Here is a 23414-nt window from a genome sequence, read left to right on the forward strand (position 1 = left end):
TGATTGTGGCGTCTCGGTGGAGGCGTTGAGTGAGCGGACCGAGTTTGCGCAGGTGGTGGTGGATCCGTCTGGTACGCAGACGGTGACGGTGGCGGCGGTGCCGCAGCGGGTGCGGCGGGCTGACGGTTCGTGGGCCGCGGTGGATCCGAGGTTGTCGGTGGTGGACGGTGCGGTGGTGCCGGCGGCGACGTTGGCGGACGTGCGGTTCTCGGCGGGTGGTTCGGGGCCGTTGGCGGTGTGGCAGTTTGGTGACGCGTCGTTCACGTTGTCGTGGCCGTTGGGTGTGTTGCCGGTGCCTCGTCTGCTGGATGCGACGGCGGTTTATGACGACGTGTTGCCGGGAGTGAATCTGCATGTGACCGCCTTGCGAGAGGGCTTTACCCACGCGGTGGAGATTGTGTCTCCGGCCGCGGCGGCGGATCCTCGGGTGCGCAGTTTGCGGTATGTGCTGGGTGGGAACGTGCGGGTCGAGGCCGAGTCGGGTGGTGGGTTGCGGCTGGTCGGTCCGACTGGGCAGACGGTGGCGACCACGCATGCCGCGTCGATGTGGGACTCGTCCTTGGACCCTGCCCTCGGTGGTGAGGTCTTGCCGTCGCGTGGCGGTGACCGGGAGGCGGCCGAGCCGGCGACGGGCGCGGAACCGGCGGTCACGTCGCGCCGGGCGAGCGTTGCGGTGCAGGTCGATGGCAACGATCTGACCGTCGTGGCGGACGGGTCGATGCTGGATGACCCGGACGTGACCTGGCCGGTGTTCGTGGACCCGCCGTTCAACGGGTTGCGCTCGAAGTGGGCGTACGCGAACGACGCCAACAAGGACTGGGACGTGGGCAACCGCGCCTGGGTCGGCCGCAACACGTACGACGGTGTGTTGTATCGGTCGTTCTTCGACTTCAACGTCGCGGCGTTACAGGGCACCACGATCCTGTCGGCCAAGGTGACCATGGAGTTGGACCACTCGCACTCGTGCGATCCGACGGCGGTGCACCTGTACCGCACCAACACCGACGGGATCACGGTGGCCAGTGCCGGTCGGATGGCCTGGTCGACGCGGCCGTTGCCGTCGTCGTACTGGCTGGACTCCTGGTCGGGCAACGCCAACGAGGCCGGCGGTTGTGGCACCATCCAGCCGGATGCCACGGCCGTGTTCGAGGGCACCACCCTGACGGCGGATGTGCAGGCGCGGGCGACCGCGAACGCGTCGACGTACACGGTGGGTCTGTGTGCGTGTAACAGCAGTGGGCAGTACGAGTCGACGCAGGAGCGGTGGAAGAAGTTCTACACCAACCAGACGTACCTGATCGCCACGTACGACAAGAAGCCGAACGCGCCGGTCGCGCAGGCGTTCACCACGACGGCCGACTGCTACAAGGCGTGCACTTCACCAGCGGTGGTGCGCACCACGACGCCGACCCTGCGGGCGAGCGTGTCGGACCCGTACAACGGAAACCTGCGGACCACCTTCGAGGTGCGTACGGCGGCCTCGGCCACGGCGACGTTGGTGGCGGGCAATTCATCCACGCCGACATCGACGGCGGCGCCGGGTACTGCCGAATGGCGGGTGCCGTCGGGGTTGGCCCACGGGTCGACGTACTACTGGCGGGCGCAGTCCAAGGACGAGAACGACCTGACGGGTGACTGGTCGGCGTGGCAGACGGTGAGTGTGGACACGTCCGCGCCGGTGGTGCCGTCGGTGTCGTCGGCGCAGTACCCGTTGCGGGAGTGGGGCGCGGTCTTTGGTACGGCGGGAACGTTCGCGCTGACCGGCGGATCGGACGTCGTGGACTTCACCTGGTCGGTGGAGGGCGGCTCGGCGACGACCGTCGTGGCGTCCGGTACCAGTCCGAAGACGGCGTCGGTGGCGTACAGCCCGGCCAGGGACATGGTGCAGACGTTGAGTGTGGTGGCCAAGGATGTTGCGGGTAACGCCAGCCAGGCCCAGCTGCATCAGTTCTGGGTGTCGCCGGTGCCGAACAAGTACGCCCGGTGGAAGTTCGATGAGGCCGCCGGGGTGACGGCGGCGGATTCCGGCTCGGGTGGTAGCGGTCTGTCGCCCGGAACGATGTCGGGTGCGGTGTCGTTCGGGCCGGGCTACCTGGGTAACGCGGCGTCGTTCACCGGGACCGGTGGTGAGGTCACCACGAGTGGGCCGGTGGTGGACACCACCAGGAGTTTCACGGTGATGGCCTGGGCTCGCGCCTCGAACCTGGCGGCCCATGACTATCAGGTGCTGGTGAGCCAGGACGGCACGCAGGCCAGCCGCTTCCAGCTGATGTACAACAAGGACGCCAACGCCGGTGCGGGTGGCTGGTGCTTCGCCATGCGGGCCACGGACGGCGGCAACTCGACGACGGCCTGTGCGGACGGTTCCTCGTGGGGGCTGCCGGCCGACGGCTCCTGGGTGCACGTCGCCGGGGTGTACGACGCGGTCGCCGGCAAGATCCGCGTCTTCGTGATGGGTGATCCACTCAGCTGCGGCGGCGAAACCGCCGAAACCACCTTCACCGGCCGATGGTCGGCGACCGGATCCTTCGCGATCGGTCGCGGCCAGTCGTCGGGCGCGGCGACAAATCGCTGGCGCGGCGACATCGACGACGTCTACGCGTTCCAACGAACCCTGTCCGCCTGGGAGATCTGCCAGCAGGCCGTCCAGTAACCCCATCCGATCGGGAATCCGGGCAGCCGGGCCGCGTCAGTCGGTCCCGCTGGGCTGCCAGGCACGCCGTGCTGCCCGGAAACCCCCGTCGGCTCGTCACGTTCCAAATCCGGTTCGTTTCCAGAGGCATGCATAGGGGAGCAGCGCTATGAGGGTGCAAGTCGATGGTCCGTTACGGCGGACGACAGTAAGGCCGAAGGAACGGCGTTGGCAGCGGTGGTTGGCCGTGCCGTTGACGTTGGTGTTGGCGGTGACGTTGTTCGAGCAGCCGGCGGCTGCTCAGGCGGCGCCGAAGTGGGATCCGCCGAAGCCGAAGGATGTGGCGGGGCTTCGGGTGACGGATGCGAGGCCGGGTGCCGCGCGGGCGGCGTCTTTCCCGGAGTCGCGGGCGGTGCGGACGCCGGCTGCGGTGGTCTGGCCGGTGGGTGTGGCGACGGCCCGTCCGACCGTGGCCGGTGGACATCGGGCCGGTGGGTTGCCGGTGTCGGTGTCGGCGGTGGAGCCGGTGGGTTTTGGTGCGCGGGGTGTGGCGGGGCCGGAGTCGGTGTCGGTGCGGGTGTTCGACCGGGCGGCGACGGCGCGGGCTGGTGTGCGGGGTGTGCTGCTGAGCCTGGACCGTGCCGACGGTCGAACCGCTGCCGGTCGGGTGTCGGTGGGCGTGGACTATTCGGGGTTCGCGCACGCGTTCGGTGGTGACTGGGCGTCGCGGTTGCGGTTGGTGCGGCGCCCGGCGTGCGCGGCGACCACGCCGGAGTTGGCGGAGTGTCAGTCGTCCACGCCGGTGCCGACGGTGAACCATCTCCAGACATCGACGTTGTCGGCGGAGGTGGACCTGACCGGTGGCTCGATGACGTTGTTGGCGGTGCAGGCGGACTCGGGTGGTGACAACGGTGACTACAAGGCCACCGATCTGTCGCCGGCCGGGACGTGGGAGGTGTCGACGCAGACCGGTGACTTCTCCTGGTCGTATGACATGCGGGTGCCGCCGGGGTTGGGTGGTCCGGAGCCGACGCTGAGTTTGGCGTACTCGTCGGGCAGTGTCGACGGGCTCACCTCGATGTCGAACAACCAGGGTGGTTGGGTCGGTGACGGCTGGGCGTCCTGGCCCGGTTTCATCGAGCGCCGCTACGCCTCCTGCGCGGACGACAACCCGAGCCGTAAGGCTGGTGACCTGTGCTGGTTCAGTGACAACGCGACGCTGTCGTTGAATGGTCGGGCGGGTGAGTTGATCCGTGATGGTGCGGTGTGGCGGTTGAAGAACGACGACGGCACCAAGATCGAGCGGCTGACCGATTCGGGTCGGGGCAATGGTGACGACGACAACGAGTACTGGAAGCTGACCACCACGGACGGGGTGGAGTACTACTTCGGTTATCACAGGTTGCCGGGCTGGTCGTCGGGTAACCCGGTGACGAACTCGACGTGGACGGCTCCGGTGTACGGCAACAACTCGGGTGAGCCGTGTTACCACTCGACGTTCGCCAACGCCCGCTGTGATCAGGCGTGGCGGTGGAACCTGGACTATGTGGTCGATCCGAACGACAACTCGATGGCGTACTTCTACCAGAAGGAGACCGGCGCGTACGGGCGGAATCTGACGCCGTCGCAGCGGACCACGTATGACCGGGGTGGTTACCTGGAGCGCGTCGAGTACGGCATGCGCGAGGGTTCGGAGTACAGTGCGGCGGCGCCGTTGCGGGTGGTGTTCGAGACCAAGGAACGCTGCCTGTCGGACTGCTGGACCGGCACGGCGTGGACGTCGGACCCGAAACCCAACTCGTGGCCCGACACCCCGTGGGACCAGTACTGCAAGGCGTCGCCGTGCACCGAGTTGGTGTCGCCGACGTTCTGGTCGGCCCGGCGGCTGACCAAGGTCACCGCTCAGCTGCGCAACGGCACGTCGACCTACCGGGATGTGGAGTCGTGGGCGTTGCGACACGACTTCATCAACGCGGGCACCGGTGAGAGCACCCCGATGTGGTTGCGAGGTGTCACCCGGACGGGACATGTCACCACCGCCGGTGGGGTCGCGGTGTCGGATCCGGAGATCACCTTCAATCCGGGGGCCGAGCCGTTGGCGAACCGGGTCGACGGGCCGTCGGATCAGCGCACCGAGCTGAACCGGTGGCGGATCAAGCAGATCCGCACCGAGAGCGGCGGCGACATCCTGATCACCTACTCGGGGCACGACTGCACCCGCAGCAGCCTGCCGACGCCACACTCGAACACCAAACGGTGCATGCCGGCGTACTTCTCCTGGCCCGGCAGTGGTGAACCCACCCTCGACTGGTTCCACAAGTACGTCGTCACCCGGATCGACGAGGACGACCTGGTCACCGACCAGCCGACCGAGACCACCTTCTACGACTACCTGGACGAGCCCGCCTGGGCGTACACCAGCAACGAGCTGCTCCCAGACAAGCATCGGACCTGGAGCGACTGGCGCGGCTACGGCCAGGTACGGCTACGCCACGGCAACCCGACCAACGGGGCGCAGACCGCGGTCGAATACCGGTACCTGCGCGGCATGCACGGCGACAAACAGCCCAGCGGCACCCGTAACGTGCAGGTCGCCGGCACCTGGGGCGGATCGATCACCGACCACGAGGCCCTCCAGGGCTTCCTCCGCCAGGAGATCACCTACAACGGCGTCGGCGGCGCGGAGATCAGCTCCACGGTGCACGAGCCAGTACGGGTAGGACCCACCGCCACCCGGGCGCGGAACGAGGTGACGACCAACGCATGGTGGGTCGACACCGCGTCGACCCGCTCCCGTACCGCGCTCGCGGCCGGCGGTTTCCTCTACCACAAGACCGCGACTGCCTACAATCCGGACGGTTTTCCGGTAAGGATCGACGACTTCGGCGACGAGAACGCCACCGGAGACGAGACCTGCACCCGGACCAGCTATGCCCGCAACGAGAGCACCTGGATGCTGGACCGGGTGAGCCAGAACGAGGTGCTCTCCGGCACCTGCGCCGCCGCGGCTACTCCCGCGACTCCGGCTACTGTACTCAAGCGTGACCGGCTCTTCTACGACAGTTACACCGATGACTCGTCGTTCGGCGCCGCGCCGACCCGAGGCAACGTGGTCCGCACCGAGGAACTCGACCGGTTCAACGGCTCGACCCCGGTATACGTCCGCACCGAGACGAAGGGCTACGACGCCAACGGTCGGGTCACCTCGACGACGGACGCCCGGGGCTACACCACCACGACCGGCTTCACCACGAGCAATGGCGGACTGGTCACTCAGTCGGTGGTGACCAATCCACTCAACCACAAGACGACCAGCACCCTGGAGCCGGCCTGGGCCCTGCCGACCAGGGTCAGCGACGCCAACGAGGTGGTCACCGACCAGACGTACGACGGCTTGGGCCGCCTCACCAACGTGTGGCTGCCGGGACGTAACAAGGCCACTCAAACGCCGAGCATGAAGTTCAGCTACCTGCTGCGCAGCAGTGGCGGACCGGCCGCGGTCACCACCGAGTCGTTGCTGGTCACGGGCAGCGCCTACCGCAAGTCCGTCGACTTGTTCGACGGGTTCCTGCGGGCCAGGCAGACCCAGACCCAGGCCACCGGCGGTGGGCGGCTGCTGACCGACACCTTCCACAACGCCCGGGGCGAGGTGGAGTGGACGTCCGCCCCGTACTACGACACCACCAACGCGGCGCCGTCGACCACCCTCGGCACGCCACAGGGACAGATCCCGTCGATCACGCAGAACGAGTACGACGGTGCGGGCCGGCAGACCGCGGAGGTCTTCAAGGCGCTTGGCGCGGAGAAGTGGCGTACCACGACCCGGTACGGCGGCGACCGGATCCACAACACCCCGCCTCTCGGTGGCATCGCCACCACGACGATCATGGACGGCAAGGGGCAGACCACCAGGCTGTTGCAGTACAAGAACCGAGCCGACGTGGGCTCGACCGACCCGGCCAAGTACGACGAGACGAGGTACACCTACACCCTGCAGGGGCAGCAGGAAACCGTTAGGGACCCGGCGGGCAACACCTGGTCGTACGGCTACGACCTGAGGGGCCGGGCGACCCGGTCGGTCCACCCGGACAAGGGGACTTCGACCTCCACGTACGACGCGGCGGGCAACATGCTCACGACGACGGTGCCGTTGGGTACGGGCACCGTTACCGTTGCGCACACCTACGACGAGTTGGGTCGCAAGACGAGCGTTCGGGACGGCAGCGCGACCGGTGCCAAGCGGTCTGAGTGGGTGTACGACAGCCTGCCCAACGGCAAGGGGCAGCTCACCTCGGTGACGCGCTACTCAGGCGGGCAGGCGTGGGTGAACCGGACGGACGCGTTCGACGCGTTCGGTCGTCCCACCTCCACATCGGTGGTGGTGCCGTCGTCGGAGTCGCAGCTGTGCGCGGCGGCGGCGCCGGATCCGTGTGTCTACACGACGACCATGAGCTACCGGGTCAACGGCAAAGTCCACCAGGTCGGTATGCCTGCGGCGGCGGACCTGCCGGCGGAACGGCTGACCTATGGCTACAACGACGTGGACGACGACGCATCCCTGCTCTCCGCGGCGCAGATCTACGTCGGTGCGGCAACCCGCAATAAGTTGGGTCAGTTGGTCGGGCGGGAGTTCGGTGCTTTTGGGTCGCGGGTGGCGGTGACGTCGGAGTTTGATGAGCCGACGGGGCGGTTGAAGGGCACGAATGTGGTGCCGGAGTTGAAGCCGGAGGCGGCGAGGTGGTCGTACGACTACGACCATGTGGGGAACGTGAACTGGATCAAGGAGGCGCCGCAGGGCCAGGCGGCGGACACCCAGTGCTACAGCTACGACTACCTGCAGCGGATGACGCGGGCGTGGACGCCGAGTTCGGGTGACTGTGTGGCGGGTCCGACGGTGGCGGGGTTGGGTGGTCCGGCGCCGTACTGGCACTCGTGGGCGTTCGACGTGACGGGTAACCGGACGTCGGAGACCCGGCATGCGGCGACGAACACGGTGTTCACCTACACGCATCCGCCGGCGGGGTCGGCCCGGCCGCACAGCGTCACCAACGTGACCGCCACCGGTGGTGCCTCCTGGAGCCGCAGCTACGGCTACGACAACGCCGGGAACACCATCACCCGGCCGAGTGCCGCCGGGGCCACCCAGTCGTTGGTGTGGAACCCGGAGGGACGGGTGGACAGCCTCACCGAGGGCGGCAGCACTACCAGTTTCCGCTACGACGCGGACGGCAACCGGTTGACCCGTACCGACGCCACCGGCAAAACCCTGTACCTGCCCGGTGGTCTGGAGGTCCGCTACACCAACTCCAGCACTACCAAGACCGCGACCCGCTACTACAGTCACGCCGGTACCACCGTCGCGGTGCGGACCGGCAGCAGCCTGCACTGGATCGTCGGCGACCACCACGGCACGGCGGAGGTGAGCATCAACGCCACCACCCTCGCCGTGAGCAAGCGACGCTCGTTGCCCTACGGCGACACCCGAGGCACCGGCACCGGCACCTGGCCCACCGCCATGGACAAGGGCTTCGTCGGCGGCACCAAGGACCCCACCGGCCTGACCCACATCGGCGCCCGAGAATACGACCCGTTCACCGGCCGGTTCATCAGTCCCGACCCTGTGGTCGACCTGAGCAACCCGCAGCAGATGCACGGCTACGCGTACGCCAACAACTCACCGGCCACCTTCAGCGACCCCACCGGCCTCTACTTCGAGGAGGGCAGCCACGGCAACGGGCAGCGCGGCTACGTCACCAAGACGCCCTCGGGCAAGAACAAGGTGAAGGTCACCGGCAAGCCGGTCGCCAAGGGGGCCAAGAGTTCGACGCCCACGTTGTACCAGCGGGCCAAGAACCGCTACTTCAACCCGGGCAGCAAGCCCACCGGAAGCATGCGAATCTCGCTGGGTGGATACGGGCTCGCGGACCGGCTGTACCCCGGGCACGGCCTCATCCTGCTGCGGCTCTTCATTCCCGAAGCCGATGCGGGTTTCGGCTTCCGTGGTGACGGGCGGACCTGGTCCCAGGACCCGGATGCCGGTTTCCGGGTGGCGATCGCGTGGGACACGGACTCGGGCCAACTGGTCTACGAGTCCACCAAGAGCTGCTATCTCAGCGGTGAATGCGCGGCGCAGAAATACAGCGATGCCTCCGTCAAGTTCAGCGCCAACGGCTCCGAGTTCACCCTGAAATATGGTGGGCGCGATGCGCTCGCCCCGTGGGCCCCGGCGGTCAACGGTACGGTCAAGATTAACTTCAAGGATGAGGGGGTGCATGTGAAGCTGAACCGCGACTACTATCCGAAACTTGAGATCATCCAGTATCGCGCCTCCGGCGACGCTCGTTTCCTGGCGACGGACGACACCAATGGTCCGTGGGTCATGGCTGCCGCGTTCCCCAATGGGCGAGGTGAATGGATGAACGGGCAGCGGGTGCAGACGATCATGGGGAATCCGATCGAGACCGGAATTCCGATCCCACGCCGATGACCAGGTGGTGGGCCAGGAACCTGGCAGTCTACGCGGTGCTGCTCGGTATCGGATTCGCGGCATACTGGTTCTGGTACGAAGACGCCGAGATCACCCGTTCGGTCGTGCAAAGCGTCGCCGCTTGGATCGTCGTGCCGACAGTGCTCGCTTGCGGCCTGCTGTTCCTCGTTGGTCGTGGGATGTCCACTGTGCTGTACAGGTTCGCGGCTCTGGTGGCGATTCTGCTGGCCGGTTGCGCGACTGTGATGGGAGATCACCGAGTGCTGATCGTGCAGACATCAGTGCAGGTGGCCTTCGCCTTGCTGATATCGAAACCGCCGGAGTCAGCTGCCTCCTGAGGCCACCGGGCCGTTCGGCCCGGGGCCTCGGTGGACCGGGTGCCTGAAGTTCCTGGCCGGACCGATGCGTCAGTGCGCGACCCGCAGCGGGTCGCGCACTGGCGTGTCTCATTACCGAAAATGGGGAAGGCGGCAGAATCGCACGATTCGCTGGCCCTCTCAGACCGCACCGCTGAAGGTGTCGCAGGAGGCCGGGTCTCCGGTGGAGTAGCCCTGGTTGAACCAGCGCTTGCGGTCGGCCGACGATCCGTGGGTGAACTCGTCCGGGTTCACCGGTCGGTTCGCCCGCTGGGAGATGGCGTCGTCGCCGATCGCCTCGGCGGTGTCGATGGCTTCGGAGATGTCCCGGTCGGTGATGCTGGTGAAGATCCGCTGGCCCCGGTCGTCGGCGGTGCCGGTGGCGTTGCGCGCCCAGGCGCCCGCGAAGCAGTCGGCCTGCAACTCCAGGCGGACCGAGAGGGCGTTGGCGTTGCCCGGGTCGCGTTGCTGGGCGCGGCGGACCTGCTCGTTGGTGCCGAGCAGGTTCTGCACGTGGTGGCCGTACTCGTGGGCCAGCACGTACGGCTGGGCGAACTCGCCGGCGGCGCCGAGTTGCTGGGACAGCACCCGATAGAACGACAGGTCGATGTAGACCAGCGAGTCGGCCGGGCAGTAGAACGGGCCGACGCCGGAGTCGGCGCCGCCGCAGGCGGTGTTGACGGCCTGGCTGAAGAAGACGGTACGGGTGGGTCGGTACTGCTCGCCGAACGCCTGCGGCAGGGCGGTGCGCCAGTACGCCTGGATCGAGTTGACGTACAGGGTGTTGCGACAGTCCAGCTGTTCGAGCGCGTCCGGCGCGTCGCAGCGCTGCTCCAGCGCGGTGTTGTCGCCCGCCTCGTCACCGCCGGTCATCACGTTCAGGCCGAGGCCGCCGCCGACCAGGGCCACCAGCACGGCGATGACGATCCCGACGATGCCGCCGCGCCCGCCGCCGATCGGGATGGGAATGCCCAGCCCGCCGCCTCCGCCACTGCCTCGCCGGTCGTCCACCTGGCTGGTGTCGATGCGGGCGTTCTCGTTCAGCTCCATGGTGACCCCGATCAGTCGATGATCAGTTGAGGGTGGTCGCGGTACCGGAACGGGATCCGGTGGGCGATTCGGTACCCGACGATCTTGATTGGTAATCCCCGGTGCGGGCCGAGCGGGGCCCGGTACACTTGGCGCCGTGCTGCTCTGCGAAGGCTGAACGCCCCGCGCCGACGGGTCAAGAGATCCGCCGGCGCTTTCGTGTGCCCTGAGTCAGCCCTCCGGATCCCGAGAGCGAGTACCCCGACATGATCACTGCCAGCGGCCTGGAACTGCGCGCCGGCGCCCGGATCCTGCTGTCCGACACGACGCTGCGGGTGCAGCCCGGCGACCGGATCGGCCTGGTCGGCCGCAACGGCGCCGGCAAGACCACCACGCTGAAGGTGCTGGCCGGTGAGGGCCAGCCGTACGCCGGGCAGGTCGACCGGCGCAGCCCCGTCGGCTACCTTCCGCAGGATCCGCGTACCGGCGACCTGGAGGTAACCGGCCGCGACCGGGTGCTCTCCGCCCGCGGCCTGGACACCCTGATGGCCGGCATGAAGGAGTTGGAGGACAAGCTCGCCGACGGCGGCGACGAGAAGCTGGTCCGCCGCTACGGGGCGCTGGAGGACCAGTTCGCCGCGCTCGGCGGGTACGCCGCCGAGGCCGAGGCGGCCCGGATCTGCGCCAACCTCGGGCTGCCCGACCGGGCCCTGGCGCAGACCATCGGCACCCTCTCCGGCGGCCAGCGCCGCCGCATCGAGTTGGCCCGGATCCTGTTCCGGGACGCGGGCGACAACGGCGGCGGCATCCTGCTGCTCGACGAGCCCACCAACCACCTCGACGCCGACTCGATCACCTGGCTGCGCGGCTTCCTCGCCAACCACAAGGGCGGGCTGGTGGTCATCTCCCACGACGGTGACCTGCTGGAGTCGGTGGTCAACAAGGTCTGGTTCCTCGACGCCACCCGGTCGGTGGTCGACGTCTACAACCTGGGATGGAAGGCGTACCTGGAGGCGCGGGAGACCGACGAACGGCGCCGCCGCCGGGAACGTGCCAACGCCGAGAAGAAGGCCGGCGCGCTGATGGCCCAGGCGGACAAGATGCGCGCCAAGGCCACCAAGACGGTCGCCGCGCAGAACATGGCCCGCCGGGCAGAGCGGCTGATGTCCGGCCTGGAGGAGGTACGCGTCGCCGACAAGGTGGCCAAGGTCCGCTTCCCCGCGCCGGCCCCGTGCGGCAAGACCCCGCTGACCGCGACCGGCCTGTCCAAGTCGTACGGCTCGCTGGAGATTTTCACCGACGTCAACGTGGCGGTGGACCGGGGCTCCCGGGTGGCCATCCTCGGGCTCAACGGTGCCGGCAAGACGACGCTTTTGCGGATGCTTGGCGGCCTGCTGGAATCGGACACCGGCGAGGTGCACTCCGGGCACGGGCTGCGGCTGGGCTACTACGCCCAGGAGCACGAGACGCTGGACGTGCAGCGCACCGTGTTGGAGAACATGCGGGCCGCGTCGATCGAGCAGACCGACACCGAGCTACGCAAGATCCTCGGCGCGTTCCTGTTCTCCGGGGAGGACGTCGACAAGCCCGCCGGGGTGCTCTCCGGCGGGGAGAAGACCCGGCTGGCCCTGGCCACCCTGGTCTGCTCCGGCGCCAACGTGCTGCTGCTCGACGAGCCGACCAACAACCTGGATCCGGTCAGCCGCGAGCAGGTGCTCGACGCCATCGCCCGGTACCCGGGCGCGATCGTCCTGGTCACCCACGACCCGGGCGCGGTGCTCGCGCTCAAGCCCGACCGGGCCATCCTGCTGCCCGACGGCGACGAGGACGCCTGGAGCGACGACCTCCTCGAACTCGTCGAACTGGCGTGAAAGGAAGGGCACCCTTTTAACGTCTGCGGTAGAGCAGGGGGCCCTTCTTAACAACCGGTCGCCCCGCGTCGGTGGACCGGTCAGCGGGCCAGGTCGATCAGGTGGCCAGGTCGATCAGGTGGCCGACGACGCCGGAGGTGGCCACGATGACCACGCCGATGGCGATGAACACCACCGGCACCAGCCACTGGCCGGCGCGCTCGACCAGCCGGGTCACCCGCGGATGGCTGCCCAGCCAGGCACCGGCCGCGCACCAGGCGGCGATCAGCACCACGAAGACCAGCACGAACACGGCCGTGTCGGCGGGGCCGAGGGTGCGGAACACCGGCACGTAGACCGCCACGTTGTCGGCACCGTTGGCGATCGTCACGCCGGCCACCCCGAGTGTGCCGGCGACCACCGGCGCGGCCTGCTCCTCGTCCCGGCCGAGCAGTGCGCGTACGCCCAACGCGATCGGCAGCAGCCCGAGCAGACCGGTCCACTCCTCGGGCAGTACCAGCAGCCCGGCCGCGACCACGGCGCTGGCCAGCACCAGAGCGCCGATGCCGAGGTACTGGCCGGCGACGATCTGCCAGGTGCGGGGTCGGCCGGTGGTGCGGGCGGCGATGAAGAACAGCGTCAGGATGACGATGTCGTCGATGTCGGTGGCGGCGAACACGACGGCGGCACCGGCCACCGTACCGAGCAGATCGAGCATGCCTGGCAAGATACGGCCAACGCGAAGGGTGAGCCGATCGATGCGGCACGTGGTCGCCGGGGCGCCGGGTCGGCGATCAGCGTGAGCTGGGCTGGACCCGGATAACGTCACCTATCGGGAAGCTGACATTGCATAGCGTGTCGGTTGGCGAATAGTTGATATCTGGCGCATGATCGTTCGAGGCGGTCTAATAGGTGGGACCGTATCCGAACCGCACAGTCTGGGACGTGAGGACACAGCATGGCAGCCACGGGCACAGCCACCAGCACTGAGAAGGGTCGCCGGATCGTCGGAGCCGAGCGTCAGACGCTCGCCAAGGACCTGGTCAAGCGGTACACCGGGGGAGAGAGCATTCGTGCCCTCGCGGCCTCTACCGGCCGTTCCTACGGGTTCATCCACCGGGTGCTCACCGAGTCCGGGGTACAGCTGCGGCAGCGCGGCGGCGCTCGGCGTCGTAAGAAGGCGTGACGCGCCGGTCGACGGCGACCTCAACCGCCGTGACCCGGGCCGCCCGGTGACCGCCGAGGCGACCGGGGTCCGGCTGGAATGCGACGGGCCGATTGCCGCAGTCACCCTGTGTCGGCCCGACGTGCTCAACGCGCAGACCCCGGCGATGTGGCGCGCGATGAGTGAATTCTCCCGGGACCTGCCCGGCGACGTACGCGTCGTGATCGTCCGGGGCGAGGGTCGGGCGTTCTCCGCGGGCCTGGACCTGTCGGTCGTGGGCGCCACGGGCCCGGATTCCCTCGCCGGCCTGGCCGCCCTGCCCGAGGCGGAGTGCGCCGATCGGATCGCCGGGCTCCAAGGCGCCTTCACCTGGCTGCACCGGCCCGACATCATCTCGATCGCCGCCGTGCAGGGGCATGCGATCGGTGCCGGCTTCCAGCTCGCGCTCGCCTGCGACCTGCGGGTACTGGCTGCCGACGCCAAGTTGTCCATGGCCGAGGTGACCATGGGCCTGGTACCGGACCTGGCCGGCACGAAGCGTCTGGTCGAGTTGGTCGGCTACGCCCGGGCGTTGGAACTGTGCGCCACCGGCCGGCGGATGGACGCCGCCGAGGCGGATCGCCTCGGCTTGGCCACCCTCGTGGTGCCCGACGCCGAGCTGCACGACGCGGTACGCGACCTCGCTGCGGGCCTGCTGGCCAACAACCGGGACGCGGTGGTGGAGATCAAGGCCCTGCTCGCGGGCGCGGCCGGGCGGAGCCACGCCGAGCAGCAGCGGGCGGAGCGGGAGGCGCAGACCCGGCGGCTGCGGGATCTCACCGGACGCGGAGAATAGTAAGGACCGATCGGGAAGACCCGGGTTACTCGCGAGGTTGTCGTAGTCATCGGGAGAATTGACCCCGACGGTAGATCGACGTGACGACCCGGAGGTGGCGGTGTCCAACCACATGGCCGCTGGCGGCATGGGCGGTTGGGGAATGCTCCGGTCGATGCGCAGCCGCGACGAGATCTCCGACCACCGGCTGAAACACGGCGTGGCCCGGCGGATCGTGGCGTTCGCCCAGCCCTACCGGCGCGACATCGTCGTCTTCCTGCTGACCGTGATCGTCGCGGCGGTGATCGGCGTGGCCACCCCGCTGCTCGCCGGTGACGTGATCGACGCCATCACCCGGGGCGGCCCCGAGGGTGGGGCCACGGTGATCCGGCTGGCGCTGTTCATCGCCGGGCTGGCCGTCGCCGACGCGCTGCTCTCGCTGGCCCAGCGGTGGTATTCGGCGCGCATCGGCGAGGGCATCATCCTCGACCTGCGGACCCGGGTCTACGACCACGTGCAGCGCATGCCGTTGCAGTTCTTCACCCGTACCCAGACCGGGGCGCTGGTCAGCCGGCTCAACAACGACGTGCTGGGGGCCCAGCGGGCGTTCACCTCGACGCTGTCCGGCGTGGTCAGCAACGTCATCCAGTTGGTGCTCACCGCCGCGGTGATGCTCACCCTGTCCTGGGAGATCACCGCGCTGTCGCTGGTGCTGCTGCCGGTGTTCATCATTCCCGCCCGTCGGGTCGGGCGGCGGCTGGCCGAGATCACCCGCGAGTCGTACAACCTCGACGCCAAGATGAACGCGACCATGACCGAGCGGTTCGGCGTGGCCGGCGCGCTGCTGGTCAAGCTCTTCGGCCGGCCGGACGCGGAGGCCGACCGGTTCGCCGGCCGCGCCGAGCGGGTACGCGACATCGGCATCCAGTCCGCGATGTATTCGCGGACCTTCTTCGTGGCGATGCTGCTGGTGGCCTCGCTGGCCCAGGCGCTCACCTACGGCCTCGGTGGCTGGCTGGCGGTCTCCGGTGAGGTCAGCGCCGGCACCGTGGTCACCCTCGCGCTGCTGCTCACCCGGCTCTACGGTCCGCTCACCGCGCTGAGCAACGTGCGCGTCGACGTGATGAGCGCGCTGGTCTCCTTCGACCGGGTCTTCGAGGTGCTCGACCTGAAGCCGGCGATCACCGAGCGGCCCGACGCGGCGTCGGTGCCCGAGGGCGCGGGCACGGTGGAGTTCCGCGACGTGCGGTTCCGCTACCCGAGTGCGGCGGAGGTCTCGCTGGCCAGCCTGGAGGAGGTCGCCACGCTGGACCGTACGATCAACGAGCCGGTGCTCAGGGGTGTGTCGTTCAAGGTCGAGCCAGGTCAGATGGTGGCGCTGGTCGGCCCGTCCGGTGCCGGCAAGTCGACCCTGTCCATGCTGATCTCTCGCATCTACGACGTCACCGACGGTCAGGTGCTGGTCGGTGGGGTGGACGTGCGGGACGCCACGCTCGGATCGCTGCGTGACGAGATCGGCGTGGTGACCCAGGATTCCCACCTGTTCCACGAGACCATCGCGGAGAACCTGCGTTACGCCAAGCCCGACGCCACCGACGACGAACTCTGGGCGGCGCTGGCCGGTGCGCAGGTCGCCGACCTGGTCCGGTCGTTGCCCGATGGGCTGGACACCACCGTCGGTGAGCGCGGCTACCGCTTCTCGGGCGGGGAGAAACAGCGCATCGCCATCGCCCGGCTGCTGCTCAAGGCGCCGTCGATCGTCATCCTCGACGAGGCCACCGCCCACCTGGACTCGGAGAGCGAGGCGGCGGTGCAACGGGCGCTGTCGGTGGCGCTGACCGGGCGTACCGCGCTGGTGATCGCACACCGACTCTCCACCGTCCGGGACGCGGATCAGATCCTCGTGCTCGACGGGGGCCGGATCGTCGAGCGGGGCCGTCACGAGGAACTGGTCGCCGTCGGCGGCCTCTACGCCGAGCTGTACCGCACCCAGTTCGCGGTGGCCGACTCGCCCAGCCCGTACGCCGACGCCGCCCACCCCGAACCGGTCGTCATCCCCACCCGCGAATACCTGGCCGACGAGGCGCTGCCACCCGCCGCCGCCAACTGACGACATCCAGGTTCACGCGGTGGCCTCGCGTAGCACGGCGAAGGCGGCGGCGAGGGCCGGCGGCGTGTAGTGGGCGTTGAGTCCGCTGGGGTTGGGCAGCACCCAGAGGTGCGCGTCGGCCAGCTGCTCGGGCTGCCGGCCGAAGGTCGCCTTCGGCCGGGCGAACCCCACCCGGTACGCGGTCACCCCCACCATCGCCACCCAGCGGGGCCGGTACCGGGCGACCTTCTCGACCAACTCCTGCGCGCCGGCCACCAGTTCCGCGGCGGTCAGCTCGTCGGCACGGGCAGTTGCGCGGGCGACGAGGTTGGTGATGCCCAGGCCGAGCGCCGGCAGGGTGTCCTGCTCGCTGGGGTGCAGCAGCCGTGGGGTGAACCCGCTGCGGTGCAACGCCGGCCAGAATCGGTTGCCCGGGCGGGCGAAGTGCCAGCCGGTGGCGGCCGACCACAGCCCCGGATTGATGCCGACGAAGAGGACGTCCAGCCCGGGGGCGATGACGTCCGGCAGCGTCTTGTCGACCGCCGCCGCCAGCTCCTGCCTTGTCGGGCGCGGGCTCTGGTTGGCCATGAACTTCCTTCGGGTGGGGCGGGGCGCCGACTGCTCGCGTTGCCGGGGGTCCGCTCGGGCCGCCCGGGTGGTGGCCTCGGCCCGGCGGCGCTGGTGGCCCGGCGGTTCGGTGGTCACAGGCCACGCAGCGCGCCACCGTCGACCGGGATGGTGATCCCGGTGAGGTAGCTCGCGGCCGGCGAGAGCACGAAGGCGGCCACCCGCCCGAACTCGGCCGGGTCGCCGATGCGGCGCAGCGGGATGCTCGCCTCCGCCTCGGCGCGGGCCCGCTCGGGGTCGCCGGTGGCGGCGAAGAGTTCCCGGTTCCGGTCGGTCAGGATGCGTCCGGGCAGCAGTCCGAGCACCCGTACCCCGCGTGGGCCGTACTCGTCGGCGACATCCTTGGCCACGCCGGCCAAGCCGGGCCGCAGACCGTTGGAGATGCCCAGTCCGGGTATCGGCCCCCGGGCCGAGGTGGAGAGCACCAACGCGATCGCGCCGCCGTCGGGCAGCGCGGCGGCCACCGTCCGCAGGGTGCGTACGCTGCCCAGGAATACCGTCTCGAAGGCGTGCCGCCACTGCTCGTCGTCGACCGAGGCGGCGCTGCCCGGTGTCGGTCCACCCACCGAGATCAGCGCCCCGTCGAGTCGGCCGAAGTGGCGCTGCGCAGCCTCGACCAGCCGGCCGGGGGTGGCCGGGTCGGCGAGGTCGGCGGTGACACCGACGGCCCGGTCAGCCCCGCCGAGGGCGGCCGTGGCGGCGGCCACCTCGTCGTCGCGCCGGGCCGAGAGCACCACCCGCGCACCGTCGGCCACCAGGCACTGCGCGGTGGCAAAGCCGAGCCCACGGGAGGCGCCGGTGAGCACGTACACCCGATCGGTCAGTCCCAGATCCATGGCGCCGATCCTGCCGCAGGCCGCTCGGCCCGGCCCGCCCGACCCGGCCCGCTCGGCCCCGCCCGGCGTCGGTGCGGCTCGGTGCCAGCTCACCGGGCCGGGCGGAGCAGGCGCACCCGGCCGGCGAGTTGCAGGGCGACGGCGGTGCCGGCCCGGCCGACGGCGGGCAAGCGGCGGCGACGCGGCGGCTGGTGCCCGTCGTAGCGGAAGGCGGCCTCCCGTACGGCCAGTTCGTCGGCGCCGAGCGCCGGTAGCGCGTGGCGGGCACGTAGTACCCGGGCCAGCTCCCAGCCGTCGCGCAGCCCGCCGAGGGTGGGCCGGTCGGTGGCCCAGTCGAGGAAGGTCGCCGGCCAGTTCGGGCCGAGCCCGGCGGCCAGCAGCGGCCAGTACCGGGCCACCTCGCCGGCCCGCTTGCGCAACAACGCGGCCCGGGCGGCGGCCAACGGGGCCGGCGCGAAGCCCGGTGGCGGCGGCCCACCGGCCACCAGCGCCGCGACCAGTTCGGCCTGCCGCGCGGCCAGCGAGTCGGCCGACGACCGGTGTGGCACGTCGGCTGTGTTCATGTCACCGGCGGAAAGCCGGCGGCGGTGGCCACGGCGTCCAGCTCGATGCGGAGGTCGGCGGCGGGCGGGTAGTGGCCGTCGCGCTCCAGCAGCACCGCCGGTGGCCGGTGCCGGGCGCACAGCTCGGTGAGTAGTTCCAGCACCGGCGCCGGAACCGGGTCGGTGTGCGTGTCGTGGTAGAAGCCGCCGTGTTCGGCGCCGCCGGCCACGTGCAGGTACGCCACCCGGTCCAGCGGGAGCCGGTCCAGCAGGGCGAGTGGGTCGGTGCCCCGGTTACGGGCGTTGGCGTGCACGTTGGCGATGTCGAGCAGCAGCAGCGCGTCGGTGCGGGCCAGGATCTCGCTCAGGAACGCCGCTTCGTCGAGTTCGTCGTCCGGCCAGTCGAACAGCGCCGCGATCGGCTCCAGCGCGATCGGTACCGGCAGCTCCGCCTGGGCCCGCGCGACGTTGGCGCAGACCGCGTCGACCGCCGCCCGGCTACGCGGCAGAGGCAGCAGGTGGCCCGCCTCCATCCCGCCGGCTCGGACGAAGGCGATGTGCTCGCTGACCAGTGGCGCCGCCAGCAGTTCGGCGACCGCAGCCAGGTGGGCCACCCGGTCCGACTCGACCGGCTCGGCGCCGCCGAGGGAGAGCCGTACCCCGTGCGGTACGACCGTCACGCCGCGCTGCCGCAGCTCGACCAGTGCCTCCGGCGGCGGTCCGCCGGTGGGCACCGTCTCGGCGATCACCTCGACGAAGCGTAGGCCGGGTAGCTCGGCGACGAAGCCGGCGATCTCGGGGCGCCAGCCGATGCCTACTCCGTGCGGCCCGGTCATCCGCCACACCCGCCACCGCCACACCCGCCGCCACCGCCACCACCACCGTCACCGCCACCGCAGCCCGCGCCGGCCGAGCTGCCACCGCCGCAGCTGCTGGTCGTGCCGCCGCCGGCCGTCACCACCTCACGCTGGATCTCGGCCTGCTGGGCGAAGGTCGGGTCCAGTGCCCAGAGCGAGGCGGTGCCGTAGATCGCCACCGACATCGCCAGCCCGGCGGAACCGTAGACGGTGTACGACGGATGCGAGGCGGGTGCCAGGTGACGGCTTCGCTGCCGCAGGGTGCGCAGTGCGCGGTCGGCTGCCCGGGTCCGGCGGGGCACCCGGAAAAACAGCACCGTGGCCAACACCGCCAACCCGCAGACGATGATCACCAGGTACCAGACCGGACGGCCGTTGACCAGACCGGCGGCGATCCGTGCCACGCCGAGTGCCGACAGCGCGGCCAGCAGCAGCGGGCCCAGGCGCAGCGCGGCACGACGGTCCGGACCAACCACCAGGTCGTGGCGAGCCAGGCCGTCGCGCAGTTCGCCGAGGGCTCGCGTCACCCACTCGGCGTGCCGGAGCTGTCGGGCGGGGTAGTGCTGGCTGGCCGCGTAGTGCACGGCCCGGTCGAGCGGGGTGGCTCCCGGCGGCGGCGAACCTTCGGCGGTGAGCCCGCCGTCGGTCTGCACCCCGAGCGCGCCCTGGTAGCGCAGACTGCTGACCGAGGCCCAGACGGCCCGGTCCGCCCCACCGTTGAGATAGGCGACCTGCTCCGGGCGGAGCTGGTCGGCGGGGGGTGCCGAGCGGCCGGCCAGCGTGCTCCAGCGGTGGATCAGTACACCGGTGACGACCACGACGGTGGCCAGCAGGTAGAGCATCAGGAAGGTGCGACTGGGGACGCCCCAGGTGTCGAAGTCTGCCGCGAGTTCCGTCATGGCCTGCTCCTGTCGCGCGAGGGAACGCGATTTCATTGTGGAACGGCGGTGCCAGCGGTCGACGGGTACGGTGGCGCAGTTATCTCGTCGTTACCTACGGCGTACCGCCTCCTCGACCAGGTCGAGGACCGGGCCGAGGTCGCCGGCCGGGCGCCCCATGGCCAGATGCAGCACCAGGCCGTCGTAGGCGAGTTCGAGGAAGCGGGCCAGCACGTCGATGGGGACGTCGTCGCGGAGTACGCCGGCGTCGCGTTGGCGGGCGAGGCGGTCCCGGGTCGCCTCCGCGATGGCCGCGGACCGGGCGGCCCACCGCTCGGCGAAGGCCGGATCGGTACGCAGGCGCCGGGACACTTCCAGTTGGCTGCCCAACCAGCCGGTGGTGTCCGGGGAGATCGCCCGGGCGAGCAGGTCGCGCATCACCTGGACCAGACCGTTACGGGCGACCGTCTCGACCATCGCCACCGCGTCGTCCTCGGCGACGGCGAGGAACAGCGAGTCCTTGTCGCGGAAGTGGTGGAAGATGGCGCCCCGGGAGAGTCCGGTCGCCTCTTCGAGGCGGCGCACGGTGGCGCCCTCGTAGCCGTGCCGGGCGAAGCAGGCCCGTGCGGCGGCAAGAATCTCCTGCCGGCGGGCGTCGAGCTGATCCTGACTTACTCTGGGCACAGTCTGATCGTGTCAGCCCACCAAGGGTAACGCAAACCGTACGTACGGCTTGGAATGGTCGGCGATCAGGATCTGGGACCGTGGTCCGCCCGGCCCCGGCCAGGGGCGGTGGCCGGCACCGTGACCGTTGCCCAGGCCGGGCCGTTCCCCGCTGGCGTGGTCGGCGAGGGCACAGATGTGGAACATCGGTATCGGCCCGACACGAGTGCGTAACATCCGGACCTGTCGGCCGGGTACCGAATTACCGTAGGGTTCCCGAGTGCCGCTGCTCCTGCTGGACTTGGACAACACCCTGCTCGACCGGGCCGGGCCGTTCCGCACCTGGGCAGAGCGCTTCCTCGACGGCATCGGCGCCCCGCCGGCCGACATCGAATGGCTGCTGTCCATCGACGCCGACGGCCTGACCGATCGCTGGGATGTCGCGGACGCCATCCGGGACCGCTACCGGCTGCGCATCCCCTCCATCGACCTGGTCGAGGAGCTGCACGACGGGGTGGTCGAGTTCACCCGCCTCGATCCCTTGGTGGCCTGCGCGTTGCGGATCGCCGACGACGCCGGCTGGATGCCGGTCGTGGTGAGCAACGGGGCCGTACGCCAGCAGGACACCAAGATCCGGCGTACCGGCCTGGACCGCTACGTCGCCGACTGGGTGATCTCGGAGGAAGCCGGGGTCAGCAAGCCCAACCCCCGGATCTTCGCGCTGGCCGCCCAGCGGGTCCGGATGCCGCTGCGCGGCGCCTGGGTGATCGGTGACGGCCCGGAGGCGGACATCGGTGGTGCGACCGCCGTCGGCCTGCCCAGCATCTGGCTGCACCGGGGACGGCGCTGGACGGACAGCCGGTTCGCCCCGACCGTCACGGTGGACACGGTGATCGCCGCGGTCGCCGCCGTCATGGGCGCCTGAGACCGGCCGGTCCCTAAATCGGTTGACCTGGCGCCGAGGGTGCCACGAGCATGGTCCGCGCATTGTCTTTCCGGGCGCCCGCCCGGTCGAGGAGAGGGGGTCGGTCATGGCCGTCTTCGCAGGTCACTTCCGGCCTTCAACCACCTCGAACAAGGGACAACCAGCGCAGTGCGCGATGACGATTCCGCGGCGCGGGAGCGCCGCACCCGCGGCAAGCGCCGCTTTGACGACGATGACGAACCGAGCTTCCTGAAGCGCGGACGCCAGCCCGGGCCGGTTCCGGCCGACCCTGCTGACGAAGCCGATCCGGACACCGGCGAGGTCTGGTCCTCCTGGGACGACGCCGTGCACGGCCCGCAACCCCATCCGGCCTGGCTGGTCACCGAGTTGGCCGCCAAGGACACCGAACTCGGGGTGTTGAAGACCGGCAAGGAGGCGGACGTCCACCTGGTCCGCCGGGCCGTCCCCGACAGCGACCGCTCCTGCCTGCTGGCGGCGAAGCGCTACCGCGACCCCAAGCACCGGCTCTTCCACCGGGACGCCGGCTACCTGGAAGGGCGTCGGGTCCGCCGATCACGGGAGATGCGGGCGATGACCGGACGGACGGCGTTCGGCCGGCAGATGATCGCCGGGCAGTGGGCGGCGGCCGAGTTCGCCGCGTTGGCCCAGCTCTGGGAGATCGGCGATCGGTACGGCACGGTCGCCGTGCCGTACCCGGTGCAACTGCGCGGCACCGAGCTGATGCTGGAGTTCCTCGGTGACCCCGACGGTGGGCGGGCCGCGCCCCGGCTGGCCGAACTCCGGCCGGCCGGAGCCGAGCTACGCGGGCTGTGGGAGCAACTCGTCGAGGCCCTGATGGTCCTGGCGCGGGCCGGGTACGCGCACGGCGACCTGTCGCCGTACAACCTGTTGGTGCACGCCGGGCGACTGGTGCTGATCGATCTGCCGCAGGTGGTGGACGTGGTGGCCAACCCGCAGGGACGGGACTTCCTGGCCCGCGACGTCCGGGTCGTCGCCACCTGGTTCGCCGCCCGTGGCCTGCCGCCGGGTCTCGTCGAGCCGACCGCGCTCACCGAGTTGCTGGCGCGTGAGGCGGGCCTGCGCTGATCACCGGCTCCGGGCGGCGGACCGCCGCCCGGAGCCGGGCCACAGCTATTGCAGGTACCGCTCGACCTCCGACACCGGCCGGGCGCCCTGCGCCTCGGGGTCGCCGTGTGCCTGCCGCGCCGCACGGCGCCGGCGGAGCAGGTCCCAGCACTGGTCGAGGGATTCCTCCAGCTCGCGTAGCCGGGTCCGGGCCTCGTCGTCGGTGCCCGCCTCGTTGGCCTGCGCGGTGGCGCGCAGCCGGTGCTCCTCGTCGACCAGTTCGGAGATCCGGCTCAGGATGGTCTTGTCGTCCATGCCCTGAGCCTGGCACAGCACGGCGGGCCACGCCCGGATTCCCCTGCGGCGAGCCCGGCCCGGCCGGGCCCAGTTCGCTTCGCTCGGCCGGCGGATCGTGGCGGGACGACTGGCCGTCGCGGTGGTGCCGACGGTCGGCAGGCGCTACCGACGGCACCCGGAGCGGGCCGACCAGGGCATGATCACGAGCGCTTGAGTTGGCGCGGTGCCGCTGTTAGCGTGCGCCGGGGTCGGTGTGCGTGGCGCGCGGCTGACCGACCGAT

18 protein-coding genes are annotated in these 23414 nt (G+C 70.1%); 9 read left to right on the top strand and 9 right to left on the bottom strand.

Annotated features, from left to right (window positions below; all coding sequences use genetic code 11):
• Window positions 1-16: 16 nt before the first annotated feature.
• From E0H26_RS10875 to E0H26_RS10885, 3 genes are all read left to right on the top strand, one after another.
• Window positions 17-2653: a LamG domain-containing protein gene (locus E0H26_RS10875; protein ID WP_276320384.1), complete on the top strand. Its 2637-nt coding sequence runs from the start codon at window positions 17-19 to the stop codon at window positions 2651-2653.
• A gap of 148 nt (window positions 2654-2801) precedes the next feature.
• Window positions 2802-9119 (top strand): RHS repeat domain-containing protein, encoded by a 6318-nt coding sequence (locus E0H26_RS10880; RefSeq protein WP_131303452.1) that lies wholly within the window; start codon window positions 2802-2804, stop codon window positions 9117-9119.
• Between the two features lie 35 nt (window positions 9120-9154).
• Window positions 9155-9457, top strand: coding sequence for a hypothetical protein (locus tag E0H26_RS10885; protein ID WP_131303453.1), 303 nt, complete (start codon window positions 9155-9157; stop codon window positions 9455-9457).
• A gap of 159 nt (window positions 9458-9616) precedes the next feature.
• Here E0H26_RS10885 and ypfJ read toward each other — a convergent pair whose 3' ends face one another.
• The gene (ypfJ, locus tag E0H26_RS10890) at window positions 9617-10525 is read right to left on the bottom strand and encodes a KPN_02809 family neutral zinc metallopeptidase (protein ID WP_131303454.1); all 909 of its coding nucleotides are present in this window, start codon (window positions 10523-10525) and stop codon (window positions 9617-9619) included.
• A 245-nt stretch (window positions 10526-10770) separates the two neighbouring features.
• On the opposite strand from ypfJ, the gene E0H26_RS10895 reads away from it, so the two are divergent.
• Complete coding sequence (locus E0H26_RS10895; protein WP_131303455.1) at window positions 10771-12375, top strand: ABC-F family ATP-binding cassette domain-containing protein; 1605 nt, start codon at window positions 10771-10773, stop codon at window positions 12373-12375.
• Between the two features lie 97 nt (window positions 12376-12472).
• Here E0H26_RS10895 and E0H26_RS10900 read toward each other — a convergent pair whose 3' ends face one another.
• Window positions 12473-13072, bottom strand: coding sequence for a cadmium resistance transporter (locus tag E0H26_RS10900; RefSeq protein ID WP_206025008.1), 600 nt, complete (start codon window positions 13070-13072; stop codon window positions 12473-12475).
• 240 nt (window positions 13073-13312) lie between these two features.
• Between E0H26_RS10900 and E0H26_RS10905 the strand changes: the two genes are divergently transcribed.
• The 3 genes from E0H26_RS10905 to E0H26_RS10915 all read left to right on the top strand — a co-directional run bounded on the left by E0H26_RS10905 (window position 13313) and on the right by E0H26_RS10915 (window position 16443).
• Entirely contained in the window at window positions 13313-13540 is a 228-nt protein-coding gene (locus E0H26_RS10905) for a helix-turn-helix domain-containing protein (RefSeq protein ID WP_007072022.1), read from the top strand.
• Between the two features lie 46 nt (window positions 13541-13586).
• The gene (locus E0H26_RS10910; protein WP_131303457.1) at window positions 13587-14354 is read left to right on the top strand and encodes an enoyl-CoA hydratase/isomerase family protein; all 768 of its coding nucleotides are present in this window, start codon (window positions 13587-13589) and stop codon (window positions 14352-14354) included.
• Between the two features lie 112 nt (window positions 14355-14466).
• Window positions 14467-16443: an ABC transporter ATP-binding protein gene (locus E0H26_RS10915; RefSeq protein ID WP_131303495.1), complete on the top strand. Its 1977-nt coding sequence runs from the start codon at window positions 14467-14469 to the stop codon at window positions 16441-16443.
• Window positions 16444-16455: 12 nt separating this feature from the next.
• Here the strand turns inward: E0H26_RS10915 and mug are convergent, their stop codons facing one another.
• The 6 genes from mug to E0H26_RS10945 form a co-directional block, all read right to left on the bottom strand.
• On the bottom strand, window positions 16456-17010 hold the full coding sequence (gene mug / locus E0H26_RS10920) for a G/U mismatch-specific DNA glycosylase (RefSeq protein ID WP_131303496.1): 555 nt from the start codon (window positions 17008-17010) through the stop codon (window positions 16456-16458).
• A 113-nt stretch (window positions 17011-17123) separates the two neighbouring features.
• A complete protein-coding gene (locus E0H26_RS10925; protein ID WP_131303458.1) occupies window positions 17124-17885 on the bottom strand; it encodes an SDR family oxidoreductase in 762 nt (253 codons plus the stop codon).
• A gap of 89 nt (window positions 17886-17974) precedes the next feature.
• Window positions 17975-18448, bottom strand: coding sequence for an SCO6045 C-terminal-like domain-containing protein (locus E0H26_RS10930; RefSeq protein ID WP_131303459.1), 474 nt, complete (start codon window positions 18446-18448; stop codon window positions 17975-17977).
• Entirely contained in the window at window positions 18445-19263 is an 819-nt protein-coding gene (locus E0H26_RS10935) for an MbnB/TglH/ChrH family RiPP precursor modification enzyme (RefSeq protein ID WP_131303460.1), read from the bottom strand. The genes E0H26_RS10930 and E0H26_RS10935 overlap by 4 nt, the downstream gene beginning before the upstream one ends.
• Window positions 19260-20183: a TIGR04222 domain-containing membrane protein gene (locus E0H26_RS10940; RefSeq protein ID WP_131303461.1), complete on the bottom strand. Its 924-nt coding sequence runs from the start codon at window positions 20181-20183 to the stop codon at window positions 19260-19262. The genes E0H26_RS10935 and E0H26_RS10940 overlap by 4 nt, the downstream gene beginning before the upstream one ends.
• 90 nt (window positions 20184-20273) lie before the next feature.
• Window positions 20274-20846 carry a TetR/AcrR family transcriptional regulator gene (locus E0H26_RS10945; protein WP_131303462.1) on the bottom strand — a complete coding sequence of 191 codons (573 nt, stop codon included), beginning with the start codon at window positions 20844-20846 and terminating at the stop codon, window positions 20274-20276.
• 259 nt (window positions 20847-21105) lie between these two features.
• Between E0H26_RS10945 and E0H26_RS10950 the strand changes: the two genes are divergently transcribed.
• Both E0H26_RS10950 and E0H26_RS10955 read left to right on the top strand, forming a co-directional pair.
• Window positions 21106-21750, top strand: a complete 645-nt coding sequence (locus E0H26_RS10950) for an HAD family hydrolase (RefSeq protein ID WP_131303463.1) — start codon at window positions 21106-21108, stop codon at window positions 21748-21750.
• Window positions 21751-21918: 168 nt separating this feature from the next.
• On the top strand, window positions 21919-22857 hold the full coding sequence (locus E0H26_RS10955) for an RIO1 family regulatory kinase/ATPase domain-containing protein (protein WP_131303464.1): 939 nt from the start codon (window positions 21919-21921) through the stop codon (window positions 22855-22857).
• A 45-nt stretch (window positions 22858-22902) separates the two neighbouring features.
• On the opposite strand, the gene E0H26_RS10960 is transcribed toward E0H26_RS10955, so the two are convergent.
• Window positions 22903-23151 carry a DUF2630 family protein gene (locus E0H26_RS10960; RefSeq protein ID WP_131303465.1) on the bottom strand — a complete coding sequence of 83 codons (249 nt, stop codon included), beginning with the start codon at window positions 23149-23151 and terminating at the stop codon, window positions 22903-22905.
• Window positions 23152-23414: the final 263 nt, after the last annotated feature.

The sequence above is a fragment of the Micromonospora zingiberis genome (assembly GCF_004331455.1).
GTDB classification, from domain to species: Bacteria; Actinomycetota; Actinomycetes; order Mycobacteriales; family Micromonosporaceae; genus Micromonospora; species Micromonospora zingiberis.